General features: G+C 61.5%; 9 protein-coding genes. 5 read left to right on the top strand and 4 right to left on the bottom strand.

Features of this window, described 5'->3' with window-relative positions:
- Positions 1-235 precede the first annotated feature (235 nt).
- The 4 genes from D8U70_RS27585 to edd form a co-directional block, all read right to left on the bottom strand.
- Positions 236-1,705: an ATP-binding protein gene (locus tag D8U70_RS27585; protein ID WP_071173345.1), complete on the bottom strand. Its 1,470-nt coding sequence runs from the start codon at positions 1,703-1,705 to the stop codon at positions 236-238.
- Positions 1,695-2,426 carry a response regulator transcription factor gene (locus D8U70_RS27580; protein ID WP_016773529.1) on the bottom strand — a complete coding sequence of 244 codons (732 nt, stop codon included), beginning with the start codon at positions 2,424-2,426 and terminating at the stop codon, positions 1,695-1,697. The genes D8U70_RS27585 and D8U70_RS27580 overlap by 11 nt, the downstream gene beginning before the upstream one ends.
- 174 nt (positions 2,427-2,600) lie before the next feature.
- Positions 2,601-3,560 carry a glucokinase gene (locus tag D8U70_RS27575; protein ID WP_073472029.1) on the bottom strand — a complete coding sequence of 320 codons (960 nt, stop codon included), beginning with the start codon at positions 3,558-3,560 and terminating at the stop codon, positions 2,601-2,603.
- Positions 3,557-5,383 carry a phosphogluconate dehydratase gene (gene edd / locus D8U70_RS27570; protein ID WP_071173347.1) on the bottom strand — a complete coding sequence of 609 codons (1,827 nt, stop codon included), beginning with the start codon at positions 5,381-5,383 and terminating at the stop codon, positions 3,557-3,559. The genes D8U70_RS27575 and edd overlap by 4 nt, the downstream gene beginning before the upstream one ends.
- A gap of 220 nt (positions 5,384-5,603) precedes the next feature.
- Here edd and gap point away from each other — a divergent pair, with 220 nt between their 5' ends.
- The 5 genes from gap to D8U70_RS27545 all read left to right on the top strand — a co-directional run bounded on the left by gap (position 5,604) and on the right by D8U70_RS27545 (position 11,812).
- A complete protein-coding gene (gene gap, locus D8U70_RS27565) occupies positions 5,604-6,605 on the top strand; it encodes a type I glyceraldehyde-3-phosphate dehydrogenase (protein ID WP_016773526.1) in 1,002 nt (333 codons plus the stop codon).
- Positions 6,606-6,803: 198 nt separating this feature from the next.
- Positions 6,804-7,331, top strand: coding sequence for a sigma-70 family RNA polymerase sigma factor (locus tag D8U70_RS27560; protein ID WP_016773525.1), 528 nt, complete (start codon positions 6,804-6,806; stop codon positions 7,329-7,331).
- Positions 7,332-7,432: 101 nt separating this feature from the next.
- A complete protein-coding gene (locus D8U70_RS27555) occupies positions 7,433-8,398 on the top strand; it encodes a FecR domain-containing protein (RefSeq protein ID WP_073472027.1) in 966 nt (321 codons plus the stop codon).
- Between the two features lie 122 nt (positions 8,399-8,520).
- Complete coding sequence (locus tag D8U70_RS27550) at positions 8,521-11,106, top strand: TonB-dependent receptor (protein WP_130930204.1); 2,586 nt, start codon at positions 8,521-8,523, stop codon at positions 11,104-11,106.
- 109 nt (positions 11,107-11,215) lie between these two features.
- Positions 11,216-11,812: a biliverdin-producing heme oxygenase gene (locus D8U70_RS27545; protein WP_130930203.1), complete on the top strand. Its 597-nt coding sequence runs from the start codon at positions 11,216-11,218 to the stop codon at positions 11,810-11,812.
- Positions 11,813-11,985: the final 173 nt, after the last annotated feature.

Here is an 11,985-nt window from a genome sequence, read left to right as displayed (position 1 = left end):
GGGGCGGGGTTTGTCACTGGCTCGTGACAAAAGAGAAGAGCAAAAGCACCCTCACCCCAACCCTCTCCCGGAGGGAGAGGGGGCCGACCGAGGTGTCTTGCGTCCTCCGTCGACCTGAAAAATATTGGCGATTATGGATTCACCACCGCATTTACAGGTCAGCGCAGCTCAGCAGCATCCCCCAATCGGTCCCCTCTCCCTCTGGGAGAGGGCTAGGGTGAGGGGCTTTTCGGGGTTAATCCACAGACCGAGGCAACTGCAACGTCACCCGCAACCCACCCTCACGCAGGTTCTGCAACGTCACCTCGCCGCCATGGCTATGGGCAATGTTGCGCGCAATGCCCAGACCGAGTCCGTAGCCCTGCTGCTGTCCGGCCAAACGAAAGTGCGGCTCGAACACTTGCTCCAGCCGCTGCTGCGGCACACCCGGCCCTTCATCATCGACATGCAGAACAAAGGCGCTGTCATCGTCATCGATGTGCAGATGCGCGTTCTGCCCGTACTTCAAGGCGTTGTCGATCAGGTTGCCGATGCAGCGCTTGAGCGCCAGTGGTTTGCCCGGATACGCCGACAGCGCGCGGCCATGCTGAGTGACGCGGCCATTGCCGTTCGGCGCCAGATACGGCTCGACCAGGCAATCGAGGACATGATTGAGATCCACCGGCTCGATGTTCTCGTGGATGTCGGTGTCTTTCACGCATTGCAACGCGCCTTTGACCAGCAGCTCCAGCTCATCCAGATCGCGGCCGAACTTGGCTTGCAGCTGTTCGTCTTCGAGTAGTTCGACGCGCAAGCGCAGGCGGGTGATTGGCGTGCGCAGGTCGTGGGAAATCGCGCTGAACAACTGGCTGCGTTCGGTCAGGTAGCGGCTGATGCGTTCGCGCATGGTGTTGAACGCGCGGCCAACTTCGACCACTTCACTGCCACCGCCCTCCGCCACTGGCTCGACATCGGCGCCCAGCGACAGGTCCCGCGCCGCCCGCGCCAGACGCTTGAGCGGCCGGCTCTGCCAGTGCACCAGCAGGCCGATGAACAACAGCAAAAAGCCGCTGGTGAGGACGATAAACCACACCTGCTGCGCCGGCAGGCCTTGCTCTTCGAGACTGGTGTACGGCTCCGGCAGCAACGAGGCGATGTACAGCCATTCGCCTGGGGCCATTTGAATCTGCGTGACCAGCACCGGCGGATTCACCGGCTCCAGGGTCAGCGCGTAATGCGCCCAGGAGCGCGGCAATTCATCAAGTTTCAACCCTGCGTTGAAAATCCGCAGGTCTTCGGGGCTGACGAAGGTCACGGAAATATCCGTGTCATGGCCCAGAGACTGGCGCAGCACTTCGTCCACCGCTTGCATCACCGCAGCCTTGCGGGGCGTCACCGGCAGCACGTCCATGCCCAGCGGTTTGTCATTGAGCGTCACGACAAACCGGGTGCCGCCCATGCTGCGCAACTGATCGAGCACCAGCGGTCGGTAGGCCACCGGCAGGGAACGGAAATAGCTGACGCTGGCGGTCATCGAATGCGCCAGGCTGCGGGCACTGGTGACCAGGCCTTCGAGCTGGGTGGCGCGCAACTGCGATACCCAGATCACGCTCGACAGCGTCTGCGCGAACAGCACCGCCAGCAGAGTCAGCAGCAGCATCCGCCCGAGCAGTGAGCGCGGCACCGGTATGCGACTGGCGAATTTGCCCAGCGCCTCAGTGAGCATTGCCGGCAACCACATTGGCTGCCAACTGATAACCGCTGCCACGTACGGTGCGGATCAGCCGTGGCGGTTTTTCGGTGTCGCGCAGGCGTTGGCGCAAACGACTGACGGCCATGTCGACGATGCGATCGAGCGGCATCAGATCGCGGCCACGGGTGGCGTTGCCGATGGTGTCGCGGTCGAGGATTTGCTGCGGATGATCGAGGAACAGTTTCAGCAGGGCGAAATCGGCGCCGGAAAGAATCACTTCCTCGCCGTCGGTGTGGAACAGCCGATGACTGACCGTGTCCAGGCGCCAGTCGTCGAAGACCAGCACTTCGCTGCCGCTGCGTTCGTGGGCGAATTGTGCGCGACGCAGCAGGGCCTTGATCCGCGCTTGCAGTTCGCGCGGGCTGAACGGTTTGCCGAGGTAGTCGTCGGCGCCGAGTTCCAGACCGATCACCCGGTCGGCTTCGTCGGAACTGGCGGTCAGCATGATGATCGGCACCTGCGCCTGACGCGGATGCTGGCGCACCCAGCGGCACAGGCTGAAACCGTCTTCGTCGGGCAGCATGACATCGAGGATCACCAGATCGCTGGGCGCCTCGTTGAGCGCCTGACGAAAACCGGCACCATCGGCGGTTGCCCGCACCTGGAACCCGGCGCGGGTCAGGTAGGTTTCCAGCAACTCGCGTATTTCCTGGTCGTCATCGACCAACAATATCGACTTGTTGACTGAGCTCACTTCGAAGGCATCCTTGTTGTTGGAGTTGGGGCGGATTATGCCTGATGAACCTGGAAAATTTGTCGCCTGTTGATCGTTCCCATGCTCTGCGTGGGAATGCAGCCCGTGACGCTCCGCGTCACTGGACGCGGAGCGTCCCTTGAGGCATTCCCACGCGAAGCGTGGGAACGATCTCTATGCAGGTGTTGCTTGATCCAGCGCCACACCGGCGCCAACGAGGCCGGAGTACGGCGCGGTCACCAGCCAGACCGGGATGCCTTTGAAGTAATCGCTCATGCAGCCCTTGTCGGCGAAGCAGCGGGCGAAGCCGCTGGCGAGGAAGAAATCGGCGAAGCGTGGAATCACCCCGCCAACGATGAACACGCCACCGCGCGCGCCGGTGGTGAGCACGTTGTTGCCGGCAACGCGGCCGAGCCAGCAGCAGAATTGCTCGAGCACTTCCAGGGCAATCGGGTCACCGGCCAGGCCGGCGGCGGTGATCGCTTCCGGCGTCTCCAGCTTTGGCTCATGGCCATCCACCGCGCAGATCGCCCGGTACAGCCGCGGCAGGCCGCCGCCGCTCAACGCGGTTTCCGCGCTGACATGGCCGATCTCGTTGTAGATGTGTTGCCAGAGTTGCGTCTCGCGCGGGCTGCTCAGCGGCAGGTCGACGTGACCACCCTCGCCCGGCAACGCGGCAAAGCGCCCTTCGCCGAGATCAAGCAAGGTGCCGACACCCAGGCCAGTGCCGGGGCCGATCACCACCGCCGGGCGCAACGGCTCCGGCGTGCCTTCGCAAACCACGCGGAATTCGCCGGGCTGCAAGCGGGTCATGCCCAGCGCCATCGCCGAGAAGTCGTTGGTCAGCAACAACTGCTCGACCTGCAAGGTCTTGCAGAACGCGCTGCGGCTGAGCCGCCAGTGATTGTTGGTGAATTTGAATTCATCGCCGCTCACCGGACCTGCCACCGACAGGCATACCGAGCCGATCGAACCCAGCGCCAGCCCGAGCCCGCTCAGGTACAAGGCGATTGCCTCTTCCGGGCTGGCAAAGTCGGCCGTGGCCAGCACCTGAACCGATTGCAGTTGCTGGTTTTGCCACAACGCGAACCGCGCGTTGGTGCCTCCGATGTCACCGACCAAAGCCAGTTTCAATTAAGCGTCTCCAGGGCAGAAGTGAAGGCGCTGGCGCCCTGCTCCGCCGAGCTGAAGGCCATGCGCATGAAGCCAAACAGCTCGCGGCCGCTGCCAATGTTGTTGCCCAACAGGCCCTTGGCAGGTTCGCGCGCTGCAAATTCGGCGGCGTCGACCTTCAGTTCCAAGGTGCCTTTGACGCCATCGACGCGGATGATATCGCCCTCTTGCACGCGCGCCAAAGCGCCTCCGACATAAGCTTCCGGGCTGACGTGAATCGCTGCGGGGATTTTCCCCGACGCGCCGGACATGCGCCCGTCAGTCACCAGCGCCACTTTGAAGCCGCGATCCTGCAATACGCCGAGGAACGGCGTCATCTTGTGCAGCTCGGGCATGCCGTTGGAACGCGGGCCCTGGAAGCGCATCACGGCGACAAAATCCTTCTCCAGCAGACCGGCCTTGAATGCGTCCGCCAGGTCTTGTTGATCCTGGAACACCATCGCCGGTGCTTCGACGATCTGGTTCTCCAGCGCAACGGCGGAAACCTTCATCACGCCGCGACCGAGGTTGCCTTCCATCACCCGCAAGCCGCCCTCCTGCGAGAACGCACGGGACACCGGACGCAGAATGTTTTCGTCGAGGCTGTCGGTCGGGCCTTCGCGCCAGACCAGCTCACCGTTATCGAGGAACGGCTCCTTGGTGTACTGGCTCAGGCCATGGCCGAGCACGGTGTTGACGTCTTCGTGCAGCAGGCCGGCGCCGAGCAGTTCGCGAATCAGGAACGACATGCCGCCCGCTGCCTGAAAGTGGTTGATGTCGGCTTTGCCGTTCGGATAGACGTGGCTCAGGGTCGGCACGACTTCGGAGAGGTCGGCCATGTCCTGCCAGGTCAGTTGAATGCCAGCGGCCATGGCGATGGCCGGCATGTGCAGAGTGTGGTTGGTCGAGCCGCCGGTGGCGTGCAGGGCAACGATGGAGTTGACCAGCGCCTTTTCGTCGACGATTTCGCCGATCGGCATGAAGTTGCCGTTCTGCTTGGTCAGGCGCGTGACCTGATGCGCGGCTTCGCGGGTCAGCGCGTCGCGCAGCGGCGTGTTCGGGTTGACGAAAGACGCGCCCGGCAAGTGCAGGCCCATGACTTCCATCAGCAACTGGTTGGTGTTGGCGGTGCCGTAGAAAGTGCAGGTGCCCGGGCTGTGGTAGGACTTCATCTCCGATTCCAGCAGCTCTTCGCGGGTCGCCTTGCCTTCGGCGTACTTCTGGCGGACGTCGGCTTTTTCCTTGTTGGAAATCCCCGACACCATCGGCCCGCCCGGTACGAAAATGGTCGGCAGATGACCGAAACGCAGCGAACCCATCATCAGGCCCGGAACGATCTTGTCGCAGATGCCGAGCATCAGCGCGCCGTCAAACATGTTGTGCGACAGCGCCACGGCGGTCGACATGGCGATCACTTCGCGGCTCGGCAGGCTGAGCTCCATGCCCGGCTCACCCTGGGTCACGCCATCGCACATGGCCGGAGTGCCGCCGGCGAACTGGCCGACCGAGCCGATCTCGCGCAGGGCGTTCTTGATCTGTTGCGGGAAAACTTCGTACGGCTGGTGCGCCGAAAGCATGTCGTTATACGAAGACACAATGGCGATGTTCGCCGAGTTCATCATCCGCAGGCTGTGCTTGTCTTCGCTGCCGCACCCGGCCACGCCGTGGGCGAAGTTGGCGCATTGCAGCTTGCCGCGCATCGGGCCGTCGGTGGCGGCGCCGCGAATCAGTGCAAGGTAAGCCTGACGCGTGGCGCGGCTGCGGGCGATAAGCCGTTCGGTGACCTCAAGAACGCGGGGATGCATGTGTAGAACTCCAGGCTAACGGATGTGGCGACCTGATTGTCTATGCTGATCAAACGCCGTTGTTGTTGGAATGACAGACGGCTTTTTTGACCATTCGGACCAGTTGATTCAGGTCACTCGTTGTAGATAAAACAAAATATTGCCATTAAAAAGGCTTGTTTTCTATTTTTATGCGAATAATCTTGTAATTCCAACAACAAAACGACGGCGGCGCTGTTCCATGACTCTTCGAATCGCAATCAATGGTTTTGGCCGCATCGGCCGTAATGTCCTGCGCGCACTGTATACCCAAGGCTATCGTCAAGACCTGCAGATCGTCGCGATCAACGATCTGGGTGACAGTTCGATCAATGCCCATCTGCTCAAATACGACACCGTCCACGGCACTTTCGACGCCGAAGTGGCGCACGATAACGAAAGCCTGACGGTCAATGGCGACCGCATCGCAGTCAGCGCCATTCGCAACCCGGCCGACCTGCCGTGGGCCGCAGAAAAAATCGACGTAGTGTTCGAATGCACCGGTCTGTTCACCGACCGTGCCAAAGCCGCCGCGCATATCAGCGCCGGCGCCCGCAAGGTGATCATCTCGGCCCCGGCCAAAGGCGCCGACGCCACTGTGGTTTACGGCGTCAACCACGACATTCTGCGTCAGTCGCACCAGATCATTTCCAACGCTTCGTGCACCACCAACTGCCTCGCGCCAGTGGCGCAGGTGCTGCATCGCGAGCTGGGCATCGAAAGCGGCCTGATGACCACCATCCACGCCTACACCAACGACCAGAACCTCACCGACGTCTATCACAGCGACCCGTACCGTGCCCGCTCGGCCACGCAAAACATGATCCCGAGCAAGACCGGCGCAGCCGAAGCGGTAGGCCTGGTGCTGCCGGAACTGGCGGGCAAACTGACCGGCATGGCTGTGCGCGTACCGGTGATCAACGTGTCGCTGGTCGACCTCACCGTGCAACTGAAGAAAGAAGCCAGTGCCGACGAAGTCAACGCCCTGCTGAAAGCGGCGAGCCAGCATTCGAAGATTCTCGGTTACAACACCTTGCCGCTGGTTTCCAGCGACTTCAACCACAACCCGCTGTCGTCAATCTTCGACGCCAACCACACCAAAGTCAGCGGCAAGTTGCTGAAAGTGCTGGCCTGGTACGACAACGAATGGGGCTTCTCCAACCGCATGCTGGATAACTGCCTGGCGTTGTGTAACGCCGAATAATCCCGGCCGGCCCCAAACCCTGTGGGAGCGAGCTTGCTCGCGAAAGCTTTCTGTCAGTCGATATGGAATTGACTGACACGACGCCTTCGCGAGCAGGCTCGCTCCCACAGAAGATCCGATTTCAATTTTAAATCAGCACTTGACCATTCAGCTGGATGATAAGCATTATCATTCGCTCGAAATGGATCAGGTCCTCCCGTGAGTCAATCGCGCTTCAACCACGTCTTCCTCGCCCAGCGCACTTCCCTGCTGCGCACGCTGGAACGGATGGTCAACAATCACAGCACCGCTGAAGACCTGTTGCAGGAGACCTACCTGCGCGTGACCCGGGCGTTGAGCGAACGGGCCATCGATCACCTTGAACCCTTTGTCTTCCAGACCGCGCGCAATCTGGCGCTGGACCATTTGCGTGCGCGCAAGATTCATGCGCGGACCATGGTCGACGACGTGCCGCAAGATGTCGTGCAGAGCATCGCCGCGCCGGCCAGCAGCGCCGAAGACGCCGCCCATGCCGAACAATTGCTGGAGCGTTTGAACGTGAGCCTCAGCCAACTCAGCCCGCGCCAGCAACAGATCTTCATCCTCAGCCGTTTGCACGGGCACAGCTATCAGGAAATCGCTGATGAACTTGATGTTTCGCTGAGCACCGTGCAGAAGGAACTGAAACTGATCATGTCGATCTGCATCGGCGTTGCCGAACGGCATAACGGCAGCGGCAAGTTTTGAGCTGCAAGCTACAAGTAAAAACAAAAAGCAGTATTGCATCCGGCTTGCAGCTTGCAGCTTGAAGCTAGAAACTGCTTCGCCAGAAGCCCTGAGGAACCACCGTGACGGACACCCACCGCCCGCCTTCGCCCGATTCGGCGCGGGACGCTGCAGCTGCAATGGACCAGGCGCTGGACTGGCTCATCGTGCTCGGCAGCCCGGATGAGGAACAGACCCGGCAATTTCATGCCTGGCTGGCGGCTGATCCGTTGAATGCCGAGGCGTTCGCCAAGGCCCAGGCGATCTGGGACGGCCCGCAAGTCGCACTGTGCGCCGAGGCTCTGGCAGCAAAACCGGTAAAAATCACTTTTCTCAAACGCTTGCGCCCGCACTGGAAACCGCTGGCTACCGCTGCGGTGCTGATCCTCGGGCTGTTCAGTTTCAGCAACCTGCCGATGCGCATTCAAGCGGATCACCTCACCGTGGTTGGCGAGCGTCAGCGGCTGCAACTGGAGGACGGCTCGAAGGTCCTGCTCAATACCAACTCGGCGTTTTCCAGCACCATCAACGATCAACAGCGCGTGGCCCGGCTGTTTCAGGGCGAGGCGTTTTTCGAGATCGCCAGCGGGCGCAATCAGCCGCTGGAGATCGACGCAGGTCCGGTTACGGCCAGCGTCCACGACACCGCATTCGCCGTGCGCTACCTCGACGGGGTCGCGCAAGTGAATGTGCAACGTGGCGATGTCGATCTGCGCGCCACCCACAACGATGCCCGGGTGCGCCTGCGCGCCGGGGAAAGCATTCGCATCGGCCCCAACGGATTTGATCGCCCGGCCAAGCTCGACGCCAATGCCGATCTGGCCTGGGTTGAAGGCCGTCTGGTGTTCGAGAACTGCCCGCTGAATCAGGTGCTGGCCGAGCTGCGCCGCTACTATCCGGGCTGGATCATCAACAACAACGAGCAACTGGCCGACGTCGCCGTCACCGGCAATTACCGTCTCGACCAGCCGCTCGACGTGGTCCGCTCCCTCGCCCACATCACCTCGGCGCGCCTGCAGGAATTCCCTGCGCTGGTGATTCTGAACTGAATGAGAATTATTTTTACTCGATAGCCAATGGCAGTACGTCTCGTTATAGCCAATGCAATTGATTCGCATCTAACCATGCCGATCAGCACCTATAAAGATTCGTGCGACACGGAGCGCTATCGATGTCCTCACGCCTTACCCGCCAGACTGCTTCCCCTTCCCGCGTACTGTCGCTGCTGACTGCGGCCATCCTCATGGCTGGCACCGCACCGCTGCTGGCGGCCGCCGAGCAACCGACGCGCAACATGGGCGATTACGCGTTCGCCATCGGCCAGCAACCACTGGTTTCGGCATTGAATGCCTTTACCGCCGTGACCGGTTGGCAGGTCGGTTTGCCGGCCGAGTTGGGGCAGAACGTGTCGTCGCCGGGCGTGCGCGGTTCGCTGCCGCCGGAGAAAGCCCTCGAGCGCCTGTTGGTGGGGACCAACCTGAGCTTCCGCAAACTTAGCAACAACAATGTCGTGCTGGAAAAACGCAACAGCAGCGGCACGCTCAATCTCGATCAGGTGACCATCAGCGCCACTCGCCAGGAACAGTCGGTCAACAGCGTGCCCTCGACGGTCAGCGTGCATGATCGCCAAGCGCTTGACCGCAACAACGTCAACACCATCAAGGATCTGGTGCGCTACGAACCGGGCGTTTCCGTTGGCGGTGCCGGTCAGCGCGGCGGCATCAGTGGCTACAACATTCGCGGTATCGACGGCGACCGCATTCTGACTCAAGTCGATGGCGTGGAGATCCCTAACGGTTTCTTCAACGGCCCGTATGCCAAGAGCCAGCGCAACTACGTCGACCCGGAAATCGTCAAACGCGTGGAGATCCTCCGTGGCCCGGCCTCGGTGCTGTACGGCAGCAACGCCATTGGTGGCGCGGTCAGTTACTACACGCTGGACGCCGACGACATCATCAAACCGGGCAAGGACGTCGGCGCGCGCCTGAAAAGCGGTTACAGCTCCGCCGACGACAGCTGGCTAAAATCCGCCACCGTCGCTGGCCGCAGCGGTGAGTTCGACGGTCTGTTGCATTACAGCCAGCGCGACGGACACGAAACCGAGTCCTTCGGCGGCAACAACGGCACCGGCCTTGCGCGCACCGCCGCCAACCCGGAAGACGTGCGCGCAACCAACGTCCTGGCCAAGCTCGGCTGGAACTACAACGACGATTCGCGCCTGGGCCTGACTTACGAAAAGTACAAGGACGATCGCGACACCGATCAGAAAAGTGCCTACGGCGGCCCGTACTTCAACGGCGCGCCGACCATTCCGAGCAGCGTCCTGCCCGGCGGCATGTACCAGTGGCGCACCGGCAACGACACCATCACCCGCGAGCGTTTCGGTATCGAACACTCGTTCGCCCTCGACAGCCTGCTGGTCGATAACGTCAAGTGGAGCCTCAATCACCAGATCGCCAAGACCGACCAGAGCACCGAGGAGTTGTACTACCCGATCACTCGTAAAGTGCTGCGTACCCGAGACACGATCTACGAAGAAAAACAGTGGGTGTTCGACGCGCAACTGGACAAGGCTTTCGCCATCGGTGACACCGATCACCTGCTGACTTACGGCACCACGATCAAACAGCAGAAAGTCACCGGTTCACGCAGCGGCGACGGCACCTGCGTGGCCGTCGGTCGCGGCTGCACGGCGATTGGCGCGACCAGTGCGGCGGACGTGCTGGCCAAGGCCTCTGATTTCCCCGATCCGACCATCAACACCTACAGCCTGTTCGCCCAGGATCAGATCAGCTGGAACGACTGGACCTTCCTGCCGGGCCTGCGCTACGACTACACCCGGCTCAAGCCGCACATTACCGAGGAATTCCTCAACACCGTGAACGCCGACGGCCAGGGCACGGTCAGCGACAAGAACAAGACCTGGCACAAAGTCTCGCCGAAATTCGGCCTGACCTATGCGCTGACGGAACACTACACCTGGTACGGGCAATATGCCGAAGGCTTCCGCACCCCGACGGCGAAAGCGCTGTACGGGCGTTTCGAGAACAACACGACCGGCTACACCGTGGCGCCCAACTCCGACCTCGAGCCGGAAAAGAGCAAAGGTTTCGAAACCGGCCTGCGCGGGAATTTCGAGCAGGGTTCGTTCGACGTCGCGGTGTTTTATAACAAGTACCGCGACTTCATCAACGAGGACGCGGTCAAGCCGGGCGACGATCAGTTGACCTTCCAGAGCAACAACATCAAGCGCGCCACCATCAAGGGTGCGGAAGTCAAAGGTCGCTTGAACCTGGATGCGTTCGGCGCGCCGCAAGGCCTGTATACCCAAGGCTCGATCGCCTACGCCTACGGTCGCAACAACGACAGCGGCGAGCCGATCAACAGCGTCAACCCGCTCACCGGCGTGTTCGGTCTTGGTTACGACCAGGACACCTATGGCGGTCTGCTGAGCTGGACCGTGGTGAGGAAAAAGGACCGCGTCGACGACAGCAATTTCAAATCGCCGGACGGCGTCAGCAGTCAGTTCAAAACCCCGGGCTTCGGCATTCTCGATCTGGCCGGCTATTACAAGGTGACCGACGACGTCACCGTCAGCGGCGGCGTCTACAACCTGACCGACAAGAAATACTGGCTATGGGATGACGTGCGCGGTTACGACAGCGTCGGCGAAGCCTCGGTGACGCAACCGGCCAACCTCGATCGGCTGACCCAACCGGGACGCAACTTCGCGATCAACCTGATCTGGGACATCTGATCCGCCCGGCCTCACTGCGCGTGTTCGCGCCGCGCAGTGAGGTTTTTTTACTGTCCGGCGTCCGCCCGTACGTCTTGTTATCAAGCGCCTCATTTATCAAGGACACCCCATGACTGCCCCGGAAAAATCCCTGCGTTCGCAACGCCTGAACCAGATCACCCATGAGCCGCACAGCAAACTCGATGCGCTGGTCAAAGCCCACGCACCATTCGAAACCCGCGCCAGCTTCGCCCGTTTCGTCGTCGCGCAATACCTGTTCCAGGCGGAACTGGTCGAGCTGTACAACGATGCCGAACTGACCGCGATCGTCCCGGATCTGCCGGCCCGTTGCCGCGCCCAAGCGGCCAAGGCTGACCTCGCCGACCTCGACACCGAAGTCCCGGCGCCGGTGGCCGGCGCGCTTAAAAACCCGAGCAAGGCGCGGGCGCTGGGCTGGATCTTTGTTTCCGAGGGTTCCAAGCTCGGCGCGGCGTTCCTGATCAAGCGCGCGGTGGCGCTGGAACTGAGCGAAAGCTTCGGTGCCCGGCATCTGGCTGAACCGCAAGGTGGCCGCGCCGAGGGCTGGAAAAGCTTTGTGCGCACCCTCGATGCGTTGCCGTTCACGGCAGAGGAAGAGGCGGAAGTTGAGCAAGGTGCACTGGATGCGTTCAACCGCTTTACCGTGCTGCTGGAACGGGCTTATGCCATAGAAGCCGAAGTGGCCTGAAGCAACTCTTATCACTTGTGGGAGCGAGCCTGCTCGCGAAGACGGCAGCACATTCAACATCAATGTGCCTGATCAACCGCTTTCGCGAGCAGGCTCGCTCCCACAGAGCTCACCACAAATCTGTAAGATCCCCGTTCCGCTTCAGAAGCCGCCGCTGAGCCCATGCCCCCACC

It is taken from the genome of Pseudomonas sp. Sample_20 (genome assembly GCF_004307585.1).
Taxonomy (GTDB): Bacteria; Pseudomonadota; Gammaproteobacteria; order Pseudomonadales; family Pseudomonadaceae; genus Aquipseudomonas; species Aquipseudomonas atacamensis.
Note: the sequence above shows the minus strand (reverse complement) of the source record. Positions and strands in the feature narration are given on the sequence as shown.

Bases quoted from the DNA above. Each gene is read 5' to 3' on its own strand.
- D8U70_RS27585 (WP_071173345.1), bottom strand. From the start codon at position 1,705: ATGCTCACTGAGGCGCTGGGCAAATTCGCCAGTCGCATACCGGTGCCG.
- edd (WP_071173347.1), bottom strand. From the start codon at position 5,383: ATGCATCCCCGCGTTCTTGAGGTCACCGAACGGCTTATCGCCCGCAGC.
- gap (WP_016773526.1), top strand. From the start codon at position 5,604: ATGACTCTTCGAATCGCAATCAATGGTTTTGGCCGCATCGGCCGTAAT.
- D8U70_RS27550 (WP_130930204.1), top strand. From the start codon at position 8,521: ATGTCCTCACGCCTTACCCGCCAGACTGCTTCCCCTTCCCGCGTACTG.
- D8U70_RS27545 (WP_130930203.1), top strand. From the start codon at position 11,216: ATGACTGCCCCGGAAAAATCCCTGCGTTCGCAACGCCTGAACCAGATC.